This is a genomic window from Knoellia remsis, assembly GCF_003002895.1.
Taxonomy (GTDB): Bacteria; Actinomycetota; Actinomycetes; order Actinomycetales; family Dermatophilaceae; genus Knoellia; species Knoellia remsis.
Genome location: NZ_PVTI01000027.1, coordinates 1 through 23,077 on the forward strand (window position 1 = coordinate 1; position 23,077 = coordinate 23,077).

The 23,077-nt window shown below is 71.9% G+C and carries 21 protein-coding genes and 1 riboswitch; of the genes, 12 read left to right on the forward strand and 9 right to left on the reverse strand.

Annotation, left to right across the window (positions count from 1 at the left end; all coding sequences use genetic code 11):
* Positions 1 to 91 precede the first annotated feature (91 nt).
* Together BCF74_RS14100 and BCF74_RS14105 are read right to left on the reverse strand one after the other, a co-directional pair.
* Positions 92 to 1,744, reverse strand: a complete 1,653-nt coding sequence (locus tag BCF74_RS14100; protein ID WP_106298604.1) for a DNA repair helicase XPB — start codon at positions 1,742 to 1,744, stop codon at positions 92 to 94.
* Positions 1,745 to 1,765: 21 nt separating this feature from the next.
* Entirely contained in the window at positions 1,766 to 2,650 is an 885-nt protein-coding gene (locus tag BCF74_RS14105) for a DUF4190 domain-containing protein (protein ID WP_106298605.1), read from the reverse strand.
* Positions 2,651 to 2,702: 52 nt separating this feature from the next.
* Here BCF74_RS14105 and BCF74_RS14110 point away from each other — a divergent pair, with 52 nt between their 5' ends.
* Together BCF74_RS14110 and BCF74_RS14115 are read left to right on the forward strand one after the other, a co-directional pair.
* A complete protein-coding gene (locus BCF74_RS14110) occupies positions 2,703 to 2,975 on the forward strand; it encodes a hypothetical protein (protein WP_106298606.1) in 273 nt (90 codons plus the stop codon).
* 37 nt (positions 2,976 to 3,012) lie between these two features.
* Positions 3,013 to 3,948, forward strand: coding sequence for a hydroxymethylglutaryl-CoA lyase (locus BCF74_RS14115; RefSeq protein WP_106298640.1), 936 nt, complete (start codon positions 3,013 to 3,015; stop codon positions 3,946 to 3,948).
* A gap of 194 nt (positions 3,949 to 4,142) precedes the next feature.
* Here BCF74_RS14115 and BCF74_RS14120 read toward each other — a convergent pair whose 3' ends face one another.
* Entirely contained in the window at positions 4,143 to 6,104 is a 1,962-nt protein-coding gene (locus BCF74_RS14120) for a helicase-associated domain-containing protein (RefSeq protein WP_245889373.1), read from the reverse strand.
* A gap of 31 nt (positions 6,105 to 6,135) precedes the next feature.
* On the opposite strand from BCF74_RS14120, the gene BCF74_RS14125 reads away from it, so the two are divergent.
* Entirely contained in the window at positions 6,136 to 7,098 is a 963-nt protein-coding gene (locus BCF74_RS14125; protein ID WP_106298607.1) for an aldose 1-epimerase family protein, read from the forward strand.
* 48 nt (positions 7,099 to 7,146) lie between these two features.
* Here the strand turns inward: BCF74_RS14125 and BCF74_RS14130 are convergent, their stop codons facing one another.
* A complete protein-coding gene (locus BCF74_RS14130) occupies positions 7,147 to 8,487 on the reverse strand; it encodes an MFS transporter (RefSeq protein ID WP_106298608.1) in 1,341 nt (446 codons plus the stop codon).
* 209 nt (positions 8,488 to 8,696) lie between these two features.
* Here BCF74_RS14130 and BCF74_RS14135 point away from each other — a divergent pair, with 209 nt between their 5' ends.
* The 3 genes from BCF74_RS14135 to BCF74_RS14145 are packed head-to-tail and all read left to right on the forward strand — an operon-like array spanning position 8,697 to position 10,183.
* On the forward strand, positions 8,697 to 9,101 hold the full coding sequence (locus BCF74_RS14135; protein WP_106298609.1) for a cold-shock protein: 405 nt from the start codon (positions 8,697 to 8,699) through the stop codon (positions 9,099 to 9,101).
* The gene (locus BCF74_RS14140; protein ID WP_106298610.1) at positions 9,101 to 9,838 is read left to right on the forward strand and encodes a DUF3027 domain-containing protein; all 738 of its coding nucleotides are present in this window, start codon (positions 9,101 to 9,103) and stop codon (positions 9,836 to 9,838) included. The genes BCF74_RS14135 and BCF74_RS14140 overlap by 1 nt, the downstream gene beginning before the upstream one ends.
* Positions 9,839 to 9,859: 21 nt before the next feature.
* Positions 9,860 to 10,183, forward strand: coding sequence for a DUF2530 domain-containing protein (locus BCF74_RS14145; protein WP_106298611.1), 324 nt, complete (start codon positions 9,860 to 9,862; stop codon positions 10,181 to 10,183).
* A gap of 18 nt (positions 10,184 to 10,201) precedes the next feature.
* On the opposite strand, the gene BCF74_RS14150 is transcribed toward BCF74_RS14145, so the two are convergent.
* The gene (locus BCF74_RS14150) at positions 10,202 to 11,698 is read right to left on the reverse strand and encodes an NCS2 family permease (RefSeq protein ID WP_106298612.1); all 1,497 of its coding nucleotides are present in this window, start codon (positions 11,696 to 11,698) and stop codon (positions 10,202 to 10,204) included.
* A gap of 68 nt (positions 11,699 to 11,766) precedes the next feature.
* On the opposite strand from BCF74_RS14150, the gene BCF74_RS14155 reads away from it, so the two are divergent.
* Together BCF74_RS14155 and BCF74_RS14160 are read left to right on the forward strand one after the other, a co-directional pair.
* Positions 11,767 to 12,222 (forward strand): MarR family winged helix-turn-helix transcriptional regulator, encoded by a 456-nt coding sequence (locus BCF74_RS14155; protein WP_177426670.1) that lies wholly within the window; start codon positions 11,767 to 11,769, stop codon positions 12,220 to 12,222.
* Positions 12,219 to 13,523 (forward strand): MFS transporter, encoded by a 1,305-nt coding sequence (locus BCF74_RS14160; protein ID WP_106298613.1) that lies wholly within the window; start codon positions 12,219 to 12,221, stop codon positions 13,521 to 13,523. The genes BCF74_RS14155 and BCF74_RS14160 overlap by 4 nt, the downstream gene beginning before the upstream one ends.
* Positions 13,524 to 13,705: 182 nt before the next feature.
* Here the strand turns inward: BCF74_RS14160 and BCF74_RS14165 are convergent, their stop codons facing one another.
* From BCF74_RS14165 to BCF74_RS14180, 4 genes are all read right to left on the reverse strand, one after another.
* Positions 13,706 to 15,022, reverse strand: coding sequence for a lytic murein transglycosylase (locus tag BCF74_RS14165; RefSeq protein ID WP_106298614.1), 1,317 nt, complete (start codon positions 15,020 to 15,022; stop codon positions 13,706 to 13,708).
* Positions 15,023 to 15,261: 239 nt separating this feature from the next.
* Positions 15,262 to 16,386, reverse strand: coding sequence for a phosphoserine transaminase (gene serC, locus BCF74_RS14170; RefSeq protein WP_106298615.1), 1,125 nt, complete (start codon positions 16,384 to 16,386; stop codon positions 15,262 to 15,264).
* 130 nt (positions 16,387 to 16,516) lie between these two features.
* The gene (locus tag BCF74_RS14175) at positions 16,517 to 17,659 is read right to left on the reverse strand and encodes a citrate synthase 2 (RefSeq protein ID WP_106298616.1); all 1,143 of its coding nucleotides are present in this window, start codon (positions 17,657 to 17,659) and stop codon (positions 16,517 to 16,519) included.
* Positions 17,660 to 17,710: 51 nt separating this feature from the next.
* Positions 17,711 to 18,415, reverse strand: coding sequence for a hotdog family protein (locus BCF74_RS14180; RefSeq protein WP_146132980.1), 705 nt, complete (start codon positions 18,413 to 18,415; stop codon positions 17,711 to 17,713).
* A 39-nt stretch (positions 18,416 to 18,454) separates the two neighbouring features.
* Between BCF74_RS14180 and BCF74_RS17770 the strand changes: the two genes are divergently transcribed.
* From BCF74_RS17770 to BCF74_RS14200, 4 genes are all read left to right on the forward strand, one after another.
* Positions 18,455 to 19,882: an MFS transporter gene (locus tag BCF74_RS17770; RefSeq protein WP_245889374.1), complete on the forward strand. Its 1,428-nt coding sequence runs from the start codon at positions 18,455 to 18,457 to the stop codon at positions 19,880 to 19,882.
* A gap of 13 nt (positions 19,883 to 19,895) precedes the next feature.
* Entirely contained in the window at positions 19,896 to 20,609 is a 714-nt protein-coding gene (locus BCF74_RS14190) for an iron-dependent transcriptional repressor DtxR (protein ID WP_106298618.1), read from the forward strand.
* 151 nt (positions 20,610 to 20,760) lie between these two features.
* On the forward strand, positions 20,761 to 21,690 hold the full coding sequence (locus tag BCF74_RS17775) for a VldE C-terminal domain-containing protein (RefSeq protein WP_106298619.1): 930 nt from the start codon (positions 20,761 to 20,763) through the stop codon (positions 21,688 to 21,690).
* Positions 21,691 to 21,927: 237 nt separating this feature from the next.
* Positions 21,928 to 22,083: riboswitch (cyclic di-AMP (ydaO/yuaA leader) on the forward strand.
* Between the two features lie 4 nt (positions 22,084 to 22,087).
* On the forward strand, positions 22,088 to 22,909 hold the full coding sequence (locus tag BCF74_RS14200) for a C40 family peptidase (RefSeq protein ID WP_146132981.1): 822 nt from the start codon (positions 22,088 to 22,090) through the stop codon (positions 22,907 to 22,909).
* Positions 22,910 to 23,077 lie beyond the last annotated feature (168 nt).

A 23,077-nucleotide genomic window follows, 5' to 3' on the forward strand; every position in this document is an offset into this window, starting at 1 on the left:
GGGCGGTTGGGACTTCGACAATCCACACCTCACCCGGAGGTTCTCCTCGTCGTCAACGCCTACGTGTCACCAACCTCGCGGCCGAGTACAGCTAGCTGTCGAGGTCGTCGGCGTCGACGATGCGGTACGCGTAGCCCTGCTCGGCGAGGAATCGCTGCCGGTGCGCGGCGAAGTCGGCGTCGACGGTGTCCCGCGCGACGACGGTGTAGAAGTGCGCGGTCCGTCCGTCGCCCTTGGGCCGGAGCACCCGGCCGAGCCGTTGCGCCTCCTCCTGCCGGGAGCCGAACGTCCCGGACACCTGGATGGCGACGCTCGCCTCCGGCAGGTCGACCGAGAAGTTCGCGACCTTGCTCACGACGAGCAGCGAGATCTCGCCCGTCCGGAAGGCCTCGAAGAGCCGTTGCCGCTGAGCCACCGGCGTCTCACCGGTGATGAGCTCGGCATCGAGCCGCCCCGAGATCTCCTCGAGCTGGTCGAGGTACTGCCCGATGACGAGGGTCGGCTCGCCGCGGTGCCGGGCCACGAGGCGTTCGACGACGGGGAGCTTGGCGTCCGAGCAGGAGGCGAGGCGGTAGCGGTCGTCGGCGTCAGCGACGGCATACGCCATCCGCTGCCCCTCGGGCACCGTGACCCGCACCTCGACGCAGTCCGCGGGTGCGATGTACCCCTGCGCCTCGATGTCCTTCCACGGCGCGTCGAATCGCTTGGGCCCGATGAGCGAGAAGACGTCGGACTCGCGCCCGTCCTCGCGCACGAGCGTCGCGGTGAGGCCGAGGCGGCGACGGGCCTGGAGGTCGGCGGTCATCCGGAAGATCGGTGCCGGCAGCAGGTGCACCTCGTCGTAGACGATGAGGCCCCAGTCCCGCGCGTCGAGCAGGTCGAGGTGGGTGTAGACGCCCTTCCGGCGGGTCGAGAGCACCTGGTAGGTCGCGATGGTCACCGGCCGGATCTCCTTGCGGGAGCCGGAGTACTCGCCGATCTCGTCCTCGGTGAGGGTCGTGCGGCGCAGCAGCTCGTCCTTCCACTGCCGCGCCGAGACGGTGTTGGTCACGAGGATGAGCGTCGTCGTCGCGGCCTTGGCCATCGCGCCCGCGCCGACAAGCGTCTTGCCGGCGCCGCAGGGGAGGACGACGACGCCGGAGCCGCCGTCCCAGAAGCCGTCGACCGCTTGCTCCTGGTAGGGCCGCAGGGTCCACGCGTCGTCGCCCTCACCGGTGTCGAGGGCGATGGGGTGCGCCTCGCCGTCGACGTAGCCGGCCTCGTCCTCCGCCGGCCAGCCGACCTTGAGCAGCTCCTGCTTGAGGTGACCGCGTTCGCTCGGGTGGACGAGGACGGTGTCGTCGTCGAGCTGCTCTCCCACGAGCGGGCGAATCTTCTTGTGCCGCAACACTTCCGTGAGCACGGCGCGGTTCGTCGTGCGGAGGACGAGGCGGCCTTCGTCGTCCTTGGTCAGGGTGAGCCGTCCGTAGCGCGCCATCGTCTCGGCGACGTCGACGAGGAGCGAGTGCGGGACGGCATACCGGCTGTGCGTCACGAGGGCGTCGACGACCTGCTCGGCGTCGTGCCCGGCGGCGCGGGCGTTCCACAGCCCGAGCGGCGTGACGCGGTAGGTGTGGATGTGCTCCGGAGCGCGCTCGAGCTCGGCGAACGGGGCGATGGCCCGGCGCGCCTCGGCGGCGCGGGGATGGTCGACCTCGAGCAGGAGCGTCTTGTCGCTCTGGACGATGAGGGGGCCGTCGGTCACGCGGTCTGTCGTGTCCTCGCGTCAGTAGGTCGGCTCGTAGTCGGTGCTGTAGTCGCTGCCCATGCCGTCGGCAACCCCGAAGGCGATGAGGACTCCCACGATGACCAAGCTGAGGACGAACAGGACGGCGAAGGCGATCCACCCCCACCTCGTGAGCCGTCGCGACCCCTCGGGGTCGGTGGAGTTCTTGCTCAGGGCCATGATGCCGAAGACCAGCGAGACGACCATGGGCAGGCAGCAGCTGACCGTCAGCAGCCCCGAGAGGATCGTCAGGACGAGGGCGCTCGTGTTGCTCTGCGGCGCCGCGCCGTACGCAGCGGGCGGGTTCTGCCAGTCACCGGGTGCTGCGTAGGGCGGGTAGCCGCCGGGCTGGGCCTGGCCGCCGGTCGCCGCATAGGGGTCGTATGCCGGCTGCGCACCGTAGGGCTGCTGCGCACCGTACGCCTGTTGGCCGCCATGCGACTGCTGCGGCTGCTGGGACCACGGGTCGGACGCCGGAGGCGGCGCCGCGGCATACGGGCTCTGGGAGTAGGGGTCCGAGGGGCGCGCGTCGGCGGGGTAGGGGTTGGTCGGCTGCGCGCTCGACCCGGCGTAGGGGTCACCGCCCGGTCGCGGCGCCGCGAGCGGACTGTCGTAGGACGGGTGGTCCGGGGCTGGCGGGACGGGTGGGACGCCCGGCTCGGACCCGCCGGACGAACCGTGTGCCGATGAGGCGGTCGGGTCGCTCGGCTCGCTCGGGTCGTTCGACTCGCTCGACCCTTGGGGGAGGTGCTGGGTCCCGCCCTGCGGGATCTGCTCGGTGGGCGCGCTCGCCGGAGCGCCGCTGGGGGAGCTCCAGTCCGGGTTGGCCGTCGGGTCCGAGAACCCTCCCTGCTGCTCGTTCCCCTGCTCGTCCTTCTCGCTCATGGGGAGAACGGTATCCTCTGGTTCACCGATCCACACCGGAAGAGGGGGAGCAGTGAGCGAGGACAAGGCATCGGCGCAGGACCGTCCGGCCATGGACCCGGGGGAACTGGAGAAGGCGTCGCTGGGTGCGCGTCTCTACGGGCTGCAGTGGGGTGTGGCGCTGCTCGCCGTGATCTTCACGTTCCCGGCACTGACCGCCGTCGTGAAGGGTGACGTGGACACGCGCGGCATGATCGGCATGTGGCTGCTGCCGGTCCTGCTCTGGGGCGCCTTCCTGTTCATCGTCGTGAGCGCGTGGCGGAGCCGCAGGCGGCTCTCCCGCTGAGGCCGGCGCCCCGGCATGCCACCATCGGGGCATGAGCATGCGCACCCCGCAGGTCGAGAAGGACTCGACGCTGCCAGCCGAGATCACGATCTACGAGGTCGGCGCTCGCGACGGCCTGCAGAACGAGAAGGCCGTCGTCCCTGCCGACGTCAAGGCCCAGTTCATCCGTCAGCTCGCCGCGGCCGGACTCGGGACGATCGAGACGACGTCGTTCGTCAACCCGCAGTGGGTGCCGCAGCTCGCCGACGCCGCCGAGGTGCTCGAGCTGCTCGGTGACGAGGGCAGGGGGCCGCGGCGTCCCGTCCTCGTCCCCAACGAGCGGGGCATGGACCGTGCCCTCGAGGCCGGCGTCGGTGCCATCGCGATCTTCGGCAGCGCCACCGAGACCTTCGCCCGCAAGAACCTCAACCGCACCGTCGACGAGTCCATCGAGATGTTCCGTCCCGTGGTGGCGCGCGCCCGCGAGGCGGGCATGTGGGTGCGTGCCTATGTGTCGATGTGCTTCGGCGACCCGTGGGAGGGGCCGGTGCCGGTCGAGCAGGTCGTCGACGTCTCGCAACGCCTCATGGACCTCGGTTGCGACCAGCTCTCGCTCGGCGACACCATCGGCGTCGCGACGTCCGGTCACGTCAACCGGTTGCTCGATGCGTTGGGGGACAAGGGGATCGGTGACGAGGTCATCGGTGTGCACTTCCACGACACCTATGGCCAGGCGCTGAGCAACACGCTTGTGGCCCTGCGCCACGGCGTCACCGTCGTCGACTCCTCGACCGGCGGCCTGGGCGGCTGCCCCTACGCCAAGAGCGCCACCGGCAACCTCGCCACCGAGGACCTCGTCTGGGCGATGGAGGGTGCGGGGGTGCGCACCGGCGTCGACCTCGAGAAGCTGCTGTCGACGAGCCTGTGGATGACACAGCACCTCGGCCGTCCGTCGCCGTCCGCGGTCGTGCGCGCGCTCGGCACCGCCTCGTAGGCCAGTCCCCTCCCGCGTCCCGTTCTCACCCAAGTGGACGGTTGGGGACGGAGGCGCCGGTATGCCGTGTGCTCACCTTCGCGTCCCGTTCTCACCCAAGTGGACGGTTGGGGACGGAGGCGCCGGTACGCCGTGTGCTCACCTTCGCGTCCCGTTCTCACCCAATTGGACGGTTGGGGACACGACCCGCGGCGTCAGTCGGGCGCAACGCCGGTGATGCGGTGGACGGACAGGGTGCGGGTCATCCCGTCGACGAGCCCGGTGACGCGGCCGGCGTCCACTCGCTGGGGATAGAACAGCAGCCGCTTCCTCACGCCGGATGCGTCGGTGTGTCCGACCCAGACTCCTCGATGGTCCGCGGCAGCATCGCGCAGCAACGCGAGCGAGGTCTCGGGGTCGCTCTCCGGCATGGCCCCGTCGTCACCGTGCGTCGAAGCCCGGTTCCGCTCCTGCTCCCGCAGCCGCTCGACGAGACTCGCGAGCTGTGACCCATCAGGTCGGCGGACGACCACGGGGTCGGTGACCGGCCGGCGCGACGTACGTCGAGCGCCGGGGGAGGACGCCGACACCTCGCCGGTCACGCTCTCGGCGACGGAGGCGAAGCCCGCTGCTCGCAGCCGGTCGAGGACCCTGCCCGGGGCGAGCGGCGAGGTGACCACCGTCGGTGCCAGGCGGCGCAACCTGAGCGCGTCCAACCGCGGGTCCACGAGCATCGCGCTCAGGGTTCCCTCGTCCTCACTGCGGATCACGGTGGTCGCAGCGCTCACCCGCACCGATGCGTGTCGGCGCGCCGCGTCACGGACGAGGTAGTCGAGCGGCTGCGGGACCGGGGTCCGGCTCGCATCCCGCAGGCCGTCGAGGATGTCGTCAGCCGTCCAGCCCGCGTCCAGCGCGCGGCGGATCGAGGCCTCTCCGAAGCGGAAGACCGACGCCCCACCGCGCGACTCGATGTCACCGACGAGCCGGAGGAACGCCGCGAGCGATCCCGTCACCGGACCGGGGGCGACGGCGGTGAGGTCGGCCTGCAGGAGGACCGCGTCGACGGGTGCCGGCAGGTGGGGGTGGACGAGCTCGGCGATGTGCTGCGGGTCGGCCCCGGCGAGCAGGGTCCGCCCGCCGGCGCCGAGCGTCCCCAGCCCCAGCACGCCGAGCCAGGCGGCCTCGCGCAGCACGGCGCCGACGACGGTTTCGAGGTCGTCCGGGACGCGCAGGGGTCGCGCCCAACGCAGGACGGCGGCGACATCGTCCAGCGCTGGCGCCGCCCCGCTCGCCTCGTCGACGACACCGAGCACCGCCCGGCGCAGGAAACGGATGGGCGCCCACGTGACATCGGGCTCGAGCGCGTTGACGGGGGCACCGGTGTCGGTGCGGCCGCCGACGCGATGAGCCGCGCGGGTGGAGCCGAGCCAGGCCACCGCGAGACGGGCCCAGCGTTCACCGCCGGGCGCCCCCTGCCACGCGTCGTAGTCCGCGGTCGGCACCCAGTGCGGCTCGAGCTCGCCGTCATCCGCGACGAGGCCGGCGGCGAGGGCGAGCTCGACGAGGAACGCCGCCTGTGACGACGGCACGTCGAGGCGGGCCGCGGTGTCGGAGAGGTCGCGCACGGCCAGTCCGCCGGCCCGCAGCACCCGGGGTGGGGACTGCGACCAGCCGTCGACCACCTCGTCGACGAGGGCGAGCACCTCGCTCGCCGCAGCCCCCGCGGCGGCGTCAACCCGGTCCGGAGGGGGTGTCGGGCCGGTCAGTTCGGGACGCCTGAACCCGTCACCGATGATCCCAGCGGCGACGCGTTCGCGCCGGTCGGTGACGACCTCGGCGGCGGTGCGGGTCACGACAAGACCGTCCGGACCGCGCCACGCCAGTCCGAGCCGCCACAGGTCCTCGCGTGCCGCGTCCACGGCCGCAGCATCGGCGCCCGCCGGACGGGAGTCACGGGTGGCCGCGTCGAGGACGAGCAGGTGGGCCGTGTCGAGCCCGTCGACCGCTCGCATCGTGCTCGCCCGAGTCGAGCTGCGCGCGGCCAGGGCGGTGAGGTCCGGTGGTGCTGGCCGAACGAGGTCGGGCCGGGCGCGCAGCAGCGCGACGATCTCGGCATCGGAGCGATCGCGCAGGTCGTCCGCGAGTGAGCGGTTCGGTGCGGACGACGGGTGCGGCACCGCTCCACGGTACGCGCGTAGATTCGCGTCCATGACCACGCCCGGCACCGACCCGAACGCCGCCCCCCACTCCGCCGAGACCTCCCCGGCACCGAGCGGCGAGCAGTGGACGATCTCCGTCGGCGACGACGAGGCCACCGTCGTCGAGGTCGGTGGCGGACTCCGGCGCTGGCGTCGCGGCGGCGTCGACGTCCTCGCCGGCTACGACGCCGACGCGGTGTGCACGAGCGGGCGCGGCCAGCAGCTCATCCCCTGGCCCAACCGCATCCGCGACGGCCGGTACACGTATGCCGGCACCGAGCGCCAGCTCGCGATCACCGAGGTCGACCTCGGCAACGCCAGCCACGGCCTCGTCCGCTGGGCGCCGTGGCGACTCGTCGAGCAGACGCCGACGTCGATCACCGTCGGTCACCGGCTCTTCCCGCAGCCGGGGTGGGACTGGCACCTCGAAAGCACGACCACGTATGCCGTTGCGCCAGAAGGTCTTTCGGTCACCACCCGGGTCGAGAACATCGGTCAGGGCACCGCGCCATTCGCCTATGGGGCGCACCCCTACATCGCCATCGGCGACGCCGCCGTCGAGGACGTCGAGCTCGTCATCCCGGCCTCTCGCTGGGTCGAGGTGGACGAGCGCAGCCTGCCCACGGCGACGCGGGACGTCGACGGGACGGCATACGACCTCCGCGAACGGAAGGCGATCGGGACGCAGCGTCTCGACACGGCATACACCGACCTCGCGGCCGTCGACGGCCGGTGGGCCGTCACCGTGGCCGTGCCCGGGCGGGCGCCGGTCGAGGTGTGGGCCGACGCCGATGCGCTGCCGTGGGCGCAGGTGTTCACCGGCAAGGCGGAGGCCGACCAGGCCGGGGAGCACGGAATCGCCGTCGAGCCGATAACGGCACCCGCGGACGCCTTCAACTCCGGTGACGGGCTCATCGAGCTCGCCCCCGCTGAGACGTGGACCGGCACCTGGGGCATCAGCGTCCGGAACTGAGACGGGCAGACCGAGTACCCCACACCGAGGCCGGGCCACAGTCCGGCGTCAGGCGAGCGGGACCTGTCCCGAGGGTGCCGCCTCGGTGGCTCCGACCGGCTCGGGCGGGCCGGCGGCGGGCCCGACCCCGTTGACGGCGGGGCTGATCCGCCTCTCGAGCGCGAGCGCGAGGCCGACCATGGCGACGCAGCCGACGACGAGCATCCCGATGAAGACCGATCCCAGCTGGTGCCGCAGCAGGAACCCCGCGACGATCGGAGCGAGGATCGTGCCGGCCTGGAACGCGCCCGAGTTCACCGCGTTGTACCGGCCACGCAGGTGGTCCGGGGCCATGTCGTTGGTGATCGCAGGGATCGTCGGCTGGAGCATCGTCTCGCCGAGCGCGAAGAGCGAGTGGAAGACGAGCACGCCGACCGTCGCCGCGACCGTCGCGGGGACGAGGCCGGTGAGCCCCAGGGCGAGCCATGCCGTCGACCAGAGCACGAGCATGACGAGCAACACTCGGGTCCGGCGGTGCCCGCTGATCCGGCGCAGCACCCAGAACTGGAGGGTGACGATGACGACGGTGTTGACCGCGAACGCGAACCCGATGACGCTCGTCGACACCTCGCTCACCTGGCGGGCGAAGGCAGGGAAGCCGGCCTCCATCTGCCCGTAGCCGACGAAGACCGCGAGGAAGGTCAGCGCCGAGAGCCAGAGCACCGCGGGCTGGCGCAGGATCGCGGCATAGGTCCCCGGCTCGTCGCCGGCGTCCTCGTCGGAGGGGCGCTCAGAACGCCCGTGGACGTGCCGCAGCGGACCGAGCAGCAGCCCGATCGGCACGAGCATGCTCGCCGCGTCGCCGAGGAAGATCCACGTGAATGACATCGGGTTGTCGACATCGGCGAAGACGCCGCCGATGACCCCGCCGAGGCCGATGCCGAGGTTGACGAGGGCGAAGTTCACCCCGAAGTACTGCTGGCGTGCCTCACCGCTGACGATCGTCGCGATGAGCGCGTTGAACGCCGGCCACGAGATGCCGAAGTTCAGCCCGATGAAGCAGAACCCGAGCGCGAACGCCCACGGCGTCGTCGCGAAAGCGAGGATGACGCAGCCGACCAGCTGTGACGTCGTCGCGATGAGCAGCATCCGTCGCGCACCCCACCGGTCGGTGAGCGCGCCGCCGGGTGCGGTGACGATGAGCGCGACGACGGCGATGACGGCCATGAGGACGCCGGCGAGGTCGAGCGAAATGCCGCGGACCTCGTGCATGTAGATCACGGTGAACGGCAGGGTCAGACCGCGCCCGAGCGTCTGCACCGCGACCGTCGACAGCAGCCAGCGCCCGGCCGGGGGCAGGTCCGCCCAGAACTGCCGCAGGCTCACGCGGGGCGCGGGGGTGCTCGTCACCGGAGCACTCTCGCAGCCGCCACCGACACCGCCCAAACGACTTTCGCTGCGACGGGGTGCGGCGGGGCTCGACGGGGAGCGGACGCCATACCCGAAAGGCGGGCGCGCGGCATACGGCAGGCGAGATAGCCTTGACGGGTACGCCCGGCGACGCGGCCACCGCGCGCCGGCGACACACAGACTCCCAGCGCAGACACATGAGGTGCCCCGTGCCGACTGGCAAGGTGAAGTTCTACGACTCCGAGAAGGGTTTCGGGTTCGTCTCGACCGACGACCCGACCGAGGGCGGCGACGTCTTCGTGCCCTCGAGCGCGCTCCCGGAGGGCGTGACCCAGCTCAAGAGCGGCGCCCGCGTCGAGTTCGGCATCGTCGAGGGACGCCGCGGCGCCCAGGCGCTGTCGCTGCGACTGCTCGACCCGGCCCAGAGCGTCACCGCGAACCGCAAGGCGCGTGACCGCAAGCCGGCCGAGGAGATGGTCGTCATCGTCGAGGACGTCATCACCCTCCTCGACTCGGTGCAGTCCTCGCTGCGTCGCGGCCACTACCCCGACCGCGCGCACGGCAAGAAGGTCGCGCAGGTGCTGCGCGCCGTCGCCGACGACCTCGACGCCTGATGGCGGCGATCAAGCCCGACGCGACCCTGCGCGGCGCCGTCGACCTCGCCCGCGAGGCGGCCGAGTCGATCGCCGAGCGCGGCACCGTCGGCGAGCACCTCGGCATGGACATGGTCGAGGAGCGCGTCGGCACGCACTACTTCGCGTGCACCGCCAAGGCGTACCCCGGCTGGCGGTGGGCGATCACCGTCGCGCGCGTGCCGCGCTCGAAGACGGTCACCATCTCCGAGACGAACCTCGTCCCGGGTGACGGTGCGTTGTTGTCGCCCGAGTGGGTTCCGTATGCCGACCGGCTGGCTCCCGGGGACATCGGTCCCGGGGACGTCACGCCGAAGGTCGACGACGACCCGCTCCTCGAGGCCGGTTACGAGGCCACGGGGGACGAGGACGTCGACCAGCTGGCGCAGTTCGAGCTCGGGCTGGGCCGCGAGCGCGTCCTCTCCGCCGAGGGCCGTGAGGTCGCGGCGCAGCGCTGGTACGACGGCGACCACGGCCCGAACGCCCCGGTGGCGCAGAAGGCCCCGGCGCCGTGCTCGACGTGTGGCTTCTTCATCCCGATGGCAGGTGCACTCCGGTCTTTTTTCGGCGTGTGCGCCAACGCCTGGTCGCCCTCCGACGGTCGCGTCGTGAGCCTTGACCACGGCTGCGGCGCACACTCCGAGATCGACGTCGAGGCTCCAGAGCCCGAGGTCGTCGCGCCGCCCGTGCTCGACGACACCGAGCTCGAGCGGGTCTGAGGGATCGAGGGGACGCGCGCGATGAGCAACGGTGTGCACAGCGATCCGGGAGCCGGCGACGCGCGGCGCGCGGCCGGCATACCGGACGACCCCGCGGACGATGCCACCCGGGTCACCGACGGCGAGGCCGAGGTCCTCGCCGCGATGGACGTGCCGACGCAGCGGATCATCGTCGTGGGGCTCGCGGTGTGGGTCGTCGCGTTCGTCGTCACCCTCGCCGTGCCGGCGCTCCACGAGGGGGACAGGTCGTGGTGGCCGTGGGCGTGCGTCGCCGGGTTTGCGCTGGGCCTGCTCGGGCTGCTCTACGTCCGACGCGGCCGCGGCAACGCCGCCCTCACCGACTGACCGAGGTGGGTCCGTCGCTCAGACGCCGAGGGCGGTCTTGATCGGGTCGATCGCGAAGTAGAGGACAAAGAGCCCGGCGACGAGCCACATGAGCGGGTGGATCGCCGACGCCTTGCCGCGCACGACCTTGATGAGGACGTAGGCGACGAAGCCGGCGCCGATGCCCGCGGTGATGGAGTACGTGAACGGCATGAGCACGATCGTGAGGAACGCCGGGATGGCGATCTCGACGTCGTCCCAGTCGATCTCCTTGACCTGCTGCATCATGAGGAACCCGACGAGGACGAGCGCGGGCACGGCGGCTTCGGACGGAATGACCTGGACGAGCGGCGCGAAGACCATCGAGGCGAGGAAGAGCAGTCCGGTGACGACGGACGCCAAGCCGGTGCGCGCACCCTCGCCGACGCCGGAGGCGGACTCGATGTAGCTCGTGTTCGACGAGACGCCGGCGGCGCCACCGGCAGCTGCAGCGAGGGAGTCGACGACGAGGATGCGGTCGGTGTGCGGCGGCAGGCCGTCCTCGTCGAGGAGGTCGGCCTCGTGTCCGATGGCGGTCATCGTGCCCATGGTGTCGAAGAAGTCGGCGAGCATGAGGGTGAAGATGAGCAGCGCGGCCGCGACGATCCCGACGCGGTCGAACGAGCCGAGCAGCGAGAACTGCCCGAGCGTCGCGAAGTCCGGGGTGTCGATGATCTGGTCGGGGAGCGTCGGGACGATGAGGCCCCAGCCGGTCGAGTTGACCTTGTCGCCGTCGACGGCCGGGCCGATCTGGGCGATGGCCTCGACGACGATCGCGAGGATGCTCGTGGCGATGATGGCGATGAGGATGGCGCCGCGCACCTTGCGCACCCAGAGCACGATGATGAGCACGAGCCCGGCGACGAAGACGAACGTCGGCCAGCCCGCGAGGAACCCGTCGACGCCGAGCTGGACCGGCACCGTGCCCTGCGCGGTGCGGCGCACGAAGCCAGCGTCGACGAACCCGATGAGCGCGATGAACAGGCCGATGCCGACCGAGATCGCGACCTTGAGCTGGGTCGGCACGGCGTGGAAGACCGCCTGCCGGAAGCCGGTGAGCACGAGGACGAGGATGATGATGCCCTCGAGGACGACGAGGCCCATCGCGTCGGCCCAGGTCATCTGCGAGGCGACGGCGAACGCGACGAACGCGTTGAGCCCGAGGCCGGTTGCAAGGGCCATGGGGTAGTTCGCGACGACGCCCATGAGGATCGTCAGCAGGCCGGCCACGAGGGCGGTGCCGGCCGCGATGGCGGGCAGGTTCGACCCGTCGCCCGCGCCGCCGCCGAGGAAGTTGCCCTCGGAGTCCTGGGCGAAGCCGAGGATGAGCGGGTTGAGCACGACGATGTAGGCCATGGTGAAGAACGTGACGATGCCGCCGCGCACCTCCCGGCCGACCGTCGAGCCGCGCTCGGTGATGTGGAAGAAGCGGTCGATCCCGGACGAGCCCGAGGGGCGCTGGGTGCGCGGCTCGGACGAGGTCTTCGCGGTGGGCATGGCGGAACCCTAGCGTCCGCGGGCCCCGTGGGAAATACTTAGCCGAAGTAATGAGTTAGGCTAAAGGTATGGGGAGTGACGAGAGCAGCACGTATGCCGCCCTCTCGCCTGCCGCTGTGTCGAGGCTGGCGGGTGAGCTGCGGCTCGCCTGCATGCGCATTTCGCGCCGCGTCCGCTACGAGAGCACCGACGCCGTTGCGCCGCACCAGTTCTCGGCCCTCTGCCGCCTCGAGGACGCGCCCCGCACCCCCGGCGAGCTCGCCGAGATCGAGCGGGTGAGCGCGCCGTCGATGACGCGGACGACGAACGGCCTCGTGGAGCGGGGCCTCGTCGAGCGCACCGCCGACCCGACCGACAAGCGGCAGGTCATCCTCACCCTCACCCCAGACGGCCACGGGCTCCTCAAGGAGATCCGGCGCCGGCGTGAGGCGTGGATGTTCGTCCGCGTGAGCCACCTCGACCCCGAGGAGCAGGCCGTGCTGCAGCGCGCCGCCGCCATCCTCACCCGCGTGGCCGCCGAATGAGCCCCACGTTCACCTCGTTCGCCGTCCGCAACTACCGCATCTTCTACGCCGGGTCGTTCGTCTCGAACATCGGCACGTGGATGGGCCGGGTCGCGCAGGACTGGCTCGTCCTCACCGAGCTGACCGACCACTCGAGCCAGGCGCTCGGCATCGTCACCGGCCTGCAGTTCCTGCCGTTCCTCGTGCTCGCGCCGTGGGCCGGAGCCATCGCCGACCGCTTCCCCAAGCGGCGCATCCTGCTCGTGACGCAGACCCTGCTCCTCGTGACGAGCCTCGTGCTCGCCGCACTCGTGCTGTTCGGCGTCGCGGCGCTGTGGCACGTCTACCTCATCGCGCTCGCCCAGGGCGTCGTCACGGCCATCGACAACCCCGCCCGCCAGTCGTTCGTCTCCGAGATGGTGCCGCGCGACAAGCTCGCCAACGCCGTCGCCCTCAACAGCGCGAGCTTCAACGCCGGCCGGCTCATCGGTCCCGGCCTGGCCGGCCTCATGATCGCCGCCGTCGGCACGGGGTGGACGCTGCTCGTCAACGTGGCCACCTTCGTCTTCGTCATCGCCGCGCTCGCCCTGCTGCGTCCCGGCGAGCTCATGCCGGCGCCGCTGACCCGCGGCAAGGGCGCGATCCGTGACGGCATCCGCTACGTGCGGAACCGTCCGGACCTCAAGGTCGTCATGCTCCTCGTCTTCGTGCTCGGCACCTTCGGCATGAACTTCCAGGTGACGACGGCGCTCATGGCCACCCAGGAGTTCGGCAAGGGCCCGACCGAGTACGGCATCCTCGGCTCGATCATGGCGACCGGCTCCCTCACGGCCGCCCTGCTCAGCGCCCGTCGTGCCCGCCCGCGCCTGCGCATCCTCCTCGTCGCCCTCGCCGGGTTCACGCTCTCGACGACCGCCGCCGCGCTCGCACCGACCTACACCCTCTTCGCGCTCTCGCTCGTGCCCGTCGGCCTGTCCGCCCTCACCGCGCTCACCACGGCCAACGCCATGGTGCAGCTGCGCGCCGACCCACTCGTGCGCGGTCGGGTCATGGCGCTCTACATGGCGATCTTCATGGGCGGCACGCCCATCGGCGCCCCGATCATCGGCTGGATCGGCGAGGTCTTCGGCGCGCGCTGGACGATCGCCATCGGCCCCATCGCCGTGGGCGTCACCCTGGTCGCCGTCATGTGGTGGCTGGCCCGGGAGCAGAATGTCCGCGTGAGTTTCGAGTCGCAGCGTCACCCGCGCCTCACCATCGAGGCCGTGCCGCCCAAGGTGCGGGACACCGTCACCGAGCCGGCGCCGGAGGCGGCGCGATGACGCCGACGTTCCGTCGCCGGATGACGCTCGGCGTGCTTGCTGTGCTCGTCATCGTCGCCGTCGCGTATGCCGTCCTCACCTGAGGGCGTGTCCCCGACCGACCGGGCGCCCACCACGCCGACGGCCCGGTCCCGCTGGTGCGGGGCCGGGCCGTCGGCGTCGTTGTCGTGCCGGTGTCGGCGTCAGACGAGCTTGACGCTGCTGTAGGGGAGCACGACCGAGGGCTTGAGCAGGCCGAGGACGTTGACCTCCACCGTCACCGTGTTGGCGGCGGTGTCGACCTTGAGCACCTTGGCCGAGAGCCCGAGGTACTCACCGGCGGTGATCTTCACCGTGTCACCCGGCGAGAACGGGTCGGGGTCGACCGCGACGGTCGTCGACGGCAGCGGCGTCGCCGTCACCTTCGGCACGGGAACCGGCAGCTTGGGCGCCACGGTCGGCTTGGGAGCCGGGGCCGGCGGAGCCGTGGTGTCCTCGGGCTCCGGTTCGGGTGCCGACGTGGGCTTGCTCGTCGAGCCCGGCTTGGGTGCCGTGGTCGGCCGTGTCGTCTTCGACGGCGTGGGCTTCGACGACGCCGACGACGTCGGCGTGGGGCTGGCCGAGGGGGCCGGCGGCAGGTACGGCGAGCGGTCGGCATACCCCGGCGGGAGAGCCGTGGCGGGCAGGACGCTGTGACCGGCGCGGTACGACGCGGCGATGCTCGTGACCTTGCGGACGTAGTCCATCGAGTTGTTGTAGCGGAGCACGGCCTTGGTCAGGTCGTTCGCGTTCGTGAGGTCGCCGGGGCCCGAGCACAGGTAGACCCCCGCACTGGTCGCGGCATCCGCCATGTTCTGCGGGTCGCGCTTGCCGTCGCCGTTGCCGTCCTGACCGACGGACTTCCAGGTGCCCGGGATGAACTGCATGGGTCCAACGGCCCGGTCGAAGACGACGTCACGGTCGAAGCGGCCGCCATCGGTGTCGGTGATCCGGGCGACACCGTTGCCGTTGAGCGGGATGCCGTAGATGCCGGGTGTCGCGTTCCCCGCGGCGTCGAGGAGGTTGCGGCCCCAGCGCCCGTGGTCGCTCTCGACCTTGCCGATGCCGGCGAGCAGCGCCCAGTCGATCTTGCAGCCCGGGTCGGCCTGCGCGAGCAGCTGCTGCGCGGCCTGGTAGGCGGCGAGCGCCTGGGCGGGGATGCCACCGGCAACGCTGGACATGCCCCAGGTCTGCGGCTCACTCGGGCCGGGCAGGGACTCCGGGGGGATGGAGGAGTTCGGGTCCGGCAGCGCGAGCGCCGGAAGGGCCGGGAGCGCCGGGAGGCTCTTGACCCCGCCGGCCTGCTGGACGGCGACGGGAGGCACGACGATGCGCGGCTTGGCCGTGGCGGACTGCTCGGTCGCAGCGACTGCGGCGACGCCGGTCGTCGTCACCGCGATGGCGGCAACGGCCCCCGCGATGCGTCGGCCGGTCGTGGTGCGCAGAGCGGCCAGTGCCGCTCGGTGTGTGCTGACACCCATGTCAGCTGCTCCTTCCGCTCACGCCGTCGTTGGCGTACCGATCAAGGTTACCCGGAGGTATGGCCGCGGGGAAATCCTTCGGTGAGTTTTGCCACAGGTGGCAAGGCCATTCGTGCTCAAGGTCGGGGGAGGCGCGTCCATTCCCCGGACACGGACGAGGACATGGCACGGGGACGGCCTCGTGTGGAAGCCGTCCCCGTGAGGGCGTGGCGCCGTACGGCGCGCGATGAAACCGCTGGTCAGAGCGCCTTGGCGACGTGCTCGATGGCGCCGAGGAGCTTGCTCACGTCGTCCGGCTCGACGGCCGGGAACGTCGCGATGCGCAGCTGGTTGCGGCCGAGCTTGCGGTAGGGCTCGACGTCGACGACGCCGTTGGCGCGCAGCGTCTTGGCGATGGCTGCGGCGTCGACCGCGTCGTCGAAGTCGATCGTCGCGACGACCTGGCTTCGGGCGGCCGGGTCGGCGACGAACGGCGTCGCGTAGTCGATCGAGTCGGCCCACGTGTAGATGCGGTCCGAGGAGTCCTTGGTGCGGGCCGTCGCCCAGTCGAGCCCGCCCTGCTCGCCCAGCCAACGCAGTTGGGCGTCGAGGAGCGCCAGGGTCCCGACGGCCGGGGTGTTGTACGTCTGGTCCTTGCGGCTGTTGTCGATCGCGGTCGGCAGGCTGAAGAAGTCAGGCACCCAGCGGCCGGTCGCGGCGATCTCGTCGACCCGGGCCAGCGCGGCGGGGGAGAAGAGCGCGAGCCAGAGACCACCGTCGGCGGCGAAGCACTTCTGCGGGCCGAAGTAGTAGACGTCCGACTGCGACACGTCGACGGGCAGGCCACCGGCGCCAGACGTGGCGTCGATGAGGACGAGCGCGTCGTCCGCGGCGCCCTCGACGCGACGAACGTCGGTCATGACACCGGTGCTCGTCTCGTTGTGCGCCCAGGCGTAGACGTCGATGCCGTCCTCGGCCTGCGCCGCCGGTCGGGTGCCGGGCTCGCTCTTGATGACCGAGGACTCGCCGAGGAACGGCGCGTTCGAGGTGACGGCGGCGAACTTGCTCGAGAACTCACCGAACGCGAGGTGCTGGGCGCGCTCGCGCACGAGCCCGAACGCGGCGATGTCCCAGAACGCCGTCGCGCCACCGTTGCCGAGGACGACCTCGTAGCCCTCCGGCAGCGAGAAGAGGTCGGCGAGGCCGGAGCGGACCGACTTCACGAGGTTCTTGACCGGCGCCTGGCGGTGCGAGGTGCCGAGGACGGTCGTGCCGAGGGAGGCGAGGAAGTCGACCTGCTCGGGGCGGACCTTCGAGGGTCCGGAGCCGAAGCGGCCGTCGGCGGGCAGGAGGTCAGCGGGGATGGTGATCGCGGCGTCAGTCACGGCGCCATCCTCCCAAACGCGAGCACGCGGCATACGGGCGCGTTCACCCAGCGGACGATTGCCCGTATGCCGGTCAGTGGTATGCCGGTGAGTCGCCCGCCGTGTGCGGGCCGGGCTCGCGTGTCCCGGCTCAGCTCTCGCGGTAGCCGGTGACCTCGTCCAGACCGCGCGGGCCCTCCCCGATGTAGCGCGAGCTCGGCCGGATGAGCCGGCCGGTCTTCTTCTGCTCGAGGATGTGCGCCGACCAGCCCGCGGTGCGCGCCGAGGCGAACAGCGGCGTCATCATGTCGCCCGGCACCTCGGCGAAGTCGAGCAGCACCGCCGCCCAGTAGTCGACGTTGGTCTCCATCTTGCGGTCCGGGTAGCGCTCGGCCAGTGCGGCGATGGCCGCCTTCTCCAGCTCGAGCGCGACCTCGTAGCGCGGGGCGCCGAGCCGCTGGCACGTGTCGCGCAGCACCGCCGCCCGTGGGTCGTAGGCGCGATAGACGCGGTGGCCGAAGCCCATGAGCCGCTCGCCGCGGTCGAGGACTCCACGCACGTATGCCGCGGCGTCACCGGTCTGCTCGACGCCCTCGATCATGTGCTGGGCGCGCGAGGGGGCCCCGCCGTGGAGCGGGCCGGAGAGGGCACCGATCGCGCCGGACAGGCACGCGGCGACATCAGCACCGGTCGATGCGATGACGCGCGCGGTGAACGTCGACGCGTTCATGCCGTGCTCGGCCGCGGAGATGAAGTAGGCGTCGATCGCCTCGACGTGCTTGGGGTCGGGCTCGCCGCGCCAGCGGATCATGAACCGCTCGACGATCGTCCTGCCCTTGTCGACCTCGGACTGCGGCACCATCGGCGTGTTCTGCCCGTGCGCCGACTGGGCGATGAACGACAGGGCCATGACCGAGGCGCGGGCGAGCTGCTCGCGGGCCTCCTCGTCGGAGACGTCGAGCAGGGGCTTGAAGCCCCACACCGGCGCGAGCTGGGCGAGCGCGGACTGGACGTCGACGCGGATGTCGCCCGTGTGCACCGGCAGCGGGAACGGCTCGGCCGGCGGCAGGCCCGGGTCGAACTCGTTGTCGACGAGCAGCCCCCACACTTGGCCGAAGCTCACCCGGCCGACGAGGTCCTTGATGTCGACCCCGCGGTAGCGCAGCGCGCCACCCTCCTTGTCGGGTTCGGCGATCTGCGACTCGAAGGCGACGACGCCCTCGAGGCCGGGGCGGAAGTCGGGGTCGGCGGCGGCGCTGGTCGTCGCGGCGCCGGGGGTGGACGTCGTTGTCACGGTTTCCCTCGTCTCGGGTTCATCCGGTGGGTGGGCGGGACCATTGTGCCCTCACCCCTCGGCGCGCTCACGGCCGATGGTGATCCACGTCTGTTCGGCCCGCGCGAGGAGCTGCCCGTCCGCGGTGAAGAGTGCCGAGCCGGCATACCTCTTGCGGCCGTCCGCCCCGCGCGGCCACGACACGACGACGTGCTCCTCGCCGACGACCGGGGGCGTGAAGAGCTGCGCCGTCATCGTGCCCAGCACCATGGGCGGCGACGGGAACCCGGCGGCCTTGCCGCCGGGGCAGTCGAGCGCGGCCCACACCTCGGGCAGCGAGGCATCGCGGGGTGTCCAGGTCGCGGCATACCGGCTGTCGGCACCAGCGGGGTCCACGGCGCCGGAGCGGATCTGGAGGCCGTCAGGGTTGGCGGGTCCGCAGCCGTAGCACGTCGGGAACGGGTGATCCTGCGCGCGCACCCCGCGCGACTCGGCCTCGCGTGCGACGGCAGTGGAGACGGGGTCGGGCACCTCCTCGCGCAGCGGTGGCGCCGCCACGGCCGTCGCGACGACCGTGTCGCCGTCGAGGAGGGTCGTCGCCTCTCCCGGGGTCCTGCCCTCGTCCAGGACGAGCTCGCGCTCGAGCGGCGGCGGCTGCTGGAGGCGAGCCGTCACCGCGGACGCCACCGTCGGGAGCGGGGTGTGCATGGCGAGGATGCCACTCACCCAGCCGCCGTTGCCGGACGTCGGAGGGCCGCTGTACCGCTGGGGGATCACCACGTGCACGGTCCCAACCTACGTGTCAGGGTGAGCGGCGTGCCGCCGTCCGAGAGCTCCACGGGGAACCCCGGCCCGCGGGAGCTCTCGCTGAGGAGCATCGCGCTCCCGGCGTTCGGGCCCACGGCGGTGTGGTCGGTCGGGCTCGGGGCGTCCCTGCCGGTCGTCGCGCTCAGCGCCCGCGACCTCGGGGCGAGCGTCGCGGTGGCGGCGGCGTTCGTCCTCATCGAGGGGCTGGCGGCGTTCGTGGCGACGCTCCCGGCCGGGTCCCTCGTCGCGCGGGTGGGGGAACGGCGCGCCCTCGTCGGGGCGGCCGTCGTCGACGCGGTCGGGGCACTCATGGCCGTGCTCGCGCCGAACCTGCTCGTCCTCGGGCTCGCCATCGGCCTCATGGGCACGACCGGCTCGGTCTTCCTCCTCGCCCGCCAGTCCTGGCTCACCGCCCGCGCTCCGGTGCGGGTGCGGGCTCGCGCGATGTCGACGATGGGTGGCGTCCAGCGCATCGGCCTCTTCGTGGGACCGTTCCTCGCGGCACCGGTCATCGCCGTGTGGGGCACGAGGAGCGCGTATGCCGTCGCGGTCGTCGCGGGGCTGCTCGCCGCGGTCTGGGCGTGGGTCGCGCTGCGCGACGACGAGTTCGACGAGGGTGCCCCCGCGACGTCCGGTGCGGCCGCCACCTCGGGTGCGCACGGCGGGACGGGACCGGACACTCACACGGGTGCGGGCGGGCATACGGAGAGGGACACGCACACGGGTGCGGGCCGGCATACGGAGAGGGACACGCCCACACGCGCGGGCAGGCATACGGGTTCGGGTGGGGAGAGGACGACGAACACGCAGAGGGCAGCCTCCGTCCGGGAGCCCGGACCACGACTGCTCGACGTCGTCCGCGGGCACCGCGGCGTCCTCGCGACCCTCGGGCTCGGCGTCCTCCTCATCGGCGCGGCGCGACAGGGACGGTTCGTCGTCGTGCCGCTGTGGGCCGAGCACGTCGGCATCAGCGACAGCACGACGGCGGTGATCTTCGGCGTCGCGGGGGCGGCCGAGGTGCTGCTCTTCTATCCGGCCGGCTCGGTGATGGACCGCTTCGGGCGGGTGTGGGTGGGGGTGCCGCTGCTCCTCGTCCTCGGTGTCGGGATGGTGGTGCTGCCCCTGACCCAGACGGTCGCGGCGGTCACCGTGGTCTCGACGGTCATGGGCGTCGGCAACGGGCTCGGCTCCGGCATCGTCCAGACGCTCGGCGCCGACGTCGCACCCGTGGGGCAGAGGGTGCAGTTCCTCGCGGTGTGGCGCTTCCTCTCGCTCATCGGGCAGAACGGCGGGCCGCTCCTCGTCAGCGCGGTGTCGGCGCTCGCGGGCCTGGCGACGGCCTGCGTCGTCCTCGGCGCGCTCGTCCTCGCCGGGGTGCCGCTCCTCGCCCGGTGGCTCCCTCGGCACGACCCCCGCCGCACCGTCGGTCCCGGGTGAGAGACTGTTGTCTGTGACTGACCTGATCGACACCACGGAGATGTACCTGCGGACCGTCTTCGAGCTCGAGGAAGAGGGCATCACGCCCCTGCGCGCCCGGATCGCGGAACGCCTCGGTCACTCCGGCCCCACCGTGTCGCAGACCGTGGCCCGCATGGAGCGCGATGGGTTGCTCCAGGTGGCCGGGGACCGGCACATCGAGCTCTCCGAGGAGGGCCGCCGGCTCGCGACCCGCGTCATGCGCAAGCACCGCATCGCCGAGCGGCTGCTCATCGACGTCATCGGTCTCGAGTGGGAGTTCGTCCACGACGAGGCGTGCCGGTGGGAGCACGTCATGTCCGACCGCGTCGAGCAGAAGATCCTCGCGCTGCTGCCGAACCACACCGAGTCGCCCTACGGCAACCCGATCCCCGGGCTCGACGAGTTCGGGGAGGATGCCGCGGGCGAGGACTTCCGCACCGGGCTCTCGACCCTGACCGAGGTGGCCGAGGACGCGCCGGTGACCGTGACCGTCCGGCGCATCGGCGAGCCGGCGCAGATGGACCACGAGGCCCTGACGCTGATCACTGCTGCGGGGCTCCTGCCGGGGCAGCTGGCCACCGTCCGGCGTGATGGGACGCGGGTCATCGCCTCGCGCGAGGGTGCCGACGAGGCCTCGGGCGTCTCGCTGCCCGACGATCTCGCCTCGCACGTCTTCGTCGCGCGCACCACGGCACCGGCCTCCTGAGCCGACCTCCTGAGCCGCCCCGCCTGAGCGGACCACCCGGGCCGGCCGGCCTGCCCGGCCGGCGCGACACGAAGGCCGTTACCGGAATGTGACTTTCGCGGTCATCGCGGTTACGGTGGGTCCACCCCTGATCCACCGAGAGGTTTCTTTCGTGTCTACCCCTGCCACTTCGGACTCCGCCGAGAACAGCGCCGACGAGGGTGCCGTCCCCACCCGGGCGGCGCGTCGGCGCGGTCGCAGCCGCACCCTGCCGGTCTCCTTCGGCGCCCTCGCCGGCGCCGCCCGCACCGTGTCCCGTCCCACCGCGGTCAAGGGCCTCGTCGGGCTCGGCCTGGCCTCGAGCCTCGCTGCGGCCATCGCGATCCCCGTCCAGGCCTCGCCCGAGCAGGTCGAGCTCGCCAGCGGCAGCACGGCCGCTCTCGTGGCGCGCGACCGGGCCGCCGCCGCTGACGGCACGACGTCGCGCAGCACCGGTCGCGCCGCCGTCGCAGAGCGCGTCGCCGTGACCGCGCCGGCCGCTCCCAAGGGCGCGACCGTCGACGCCGGCGTGGGTGGTGTCGCGGCGGTGGCGAAGCCGAAGCCGAAGCCGACGCCCACTCCCGAGAAGACCACCGAGGAGCGCGAGAGCACCACGGAGCGTCAGAGCTCCTCGACGGATGAGTCGTCGCGCACGCAGTCGCGCTCGAGCTCGTCCGAGTCCTCGTCGTCGCCCTCCTCGTCGGGTGGTTCCGGCGTCTCCATGGCGTACTACGGCTGGTGCAACGACAAGGGCCTCGGCAGCAACGCGTCCAAGGTCTGCTCCGCGGTCCGCTCGAACTTCGGCATCACGAACATCGGCGGCTTCCGCGCCGGTGCCGGGGACCACGGCACGGGCAAGGCGGTCGACATCATGATCTCCAGCTCGTCCCAGGGTGACGCGGTCGCCCGCTGGGCCATTGCCAACATGGGTGCCTACAACATGACCTACGTCATCTGGCAGCAGCGCATCTGGCTCGCCGGCGCCGACGGCTGGCGCTCGATGGAGGACCGTGGCTCGCCGACGCAGAACCACATGGACCACGTCCACGTGTCGGTGGAGTGACGAGCCACCGACCGTCCCGACGAGACGCCCCGAGCGCCCTGTGCGTTCGGGGCGTCTCGCATCCGTGGGCGGTCCGCCGCGCCGGGGGTGAGGGCCGCGCAGCAAGGCGGTGACTCGCTCTCGTGACCCAAACGTGACATTGCCGAGTGGTCTGGGGTAGCGTGACGGCGGCTCATCCTCCCCTGGGACGAGCTGTCGCGACGGACTTGCCGAGTCCTGCCTCCGCCGCCGACCAGGACACGCACACCGCTTGGCAGGAGCGGGGGACCCACTTCCGGGTCGATCGAGGTGCCTCGCACCGTGGTCGTCCCTCGGGGTGAAGCCAGCTCCGGCTGGCCGGGCAGAACCTCCGCCCGAACCCGACAGCTCACCTCGCAGGCATCGAGAGGTTCACATCGTGGCTCACTCCACTCCCGGCCGGCACCGCGCGCCCGGTCGACACAACCCTGTCGCCGAACTGTCCGAGATCGCCTCCCAGGCCGGGATGACGAGCGCCAAGGCGTCCGCCGTCCTCGCCGCCTCCGGTGGCCTCGTCGCCGCGTTCGCGCTCCCGGCCACGGCCGCTCCGCACGGCCCGTCGAAGCAGGCCACCACGACGACGGCCGCTCCCGCCGCTGCCGTCCCGGACAAGGCCGCCGCTGCACCCGCCGTGACCGCGCCCGCGAGCGTTGCGCCGACGCGCGTCGAGTCGGTCGGCGTCTTCGGTGTCACCGCCGTGGCCAAGCCGAAGCCGAAGCCCAAGCCGAAGCCCAAGCCCGCCCCGGTCGTCGAGACCCGCGAGAGCCGCAACGTCGAGCGCGCCGAGAGCTCGCAGCGTTCCGAGCGGTCGGAGTCCGGCACGAGCCGCTCCACGACGCGCCCGTCGGTCAACAACAACGTCAAGCAGTCCTCGAGCGAGATCGTCAACATCGCCCGGACCCTGCTCGGCATCGCCTACGTCTACGGCGGCGAGGACCCGTCCGGGTTCGACTGCTCCGGCCTCACGCAGTACGTGTACGGCAAGGCGGGCATCTCCCTCCCGCGCACCGCGTCCCAGCAGCAGCGCGAGGGCACCCGGGTGAGCAACCCGCAGCCCGGCGACCTCGTCTTCTACGGGAGCCCCGCCTGGCACGTCGGCATCTTCACCGGCGGCGACATGATGATCGACTCGCCGCGCCCCGGGAAGTACTCCAGCGAGCGCAACATGTTCGGCACCCCGACCGAGTTCCGCCGGTACTGAGCCCACGGCGCGCCACCGCGTGAGGCGCGCACCCGGCATACGGCACGACGCGACGCCCCTGGACCACACGGTCCGGGGGCGTTCGCGCGCTCCCCGACGCCGGCCGCACGCCCCTGCCACGGTGTCGGGAGGAGATCTGTGCGCGACCCGTCGCTGTGGTTGGGTTGA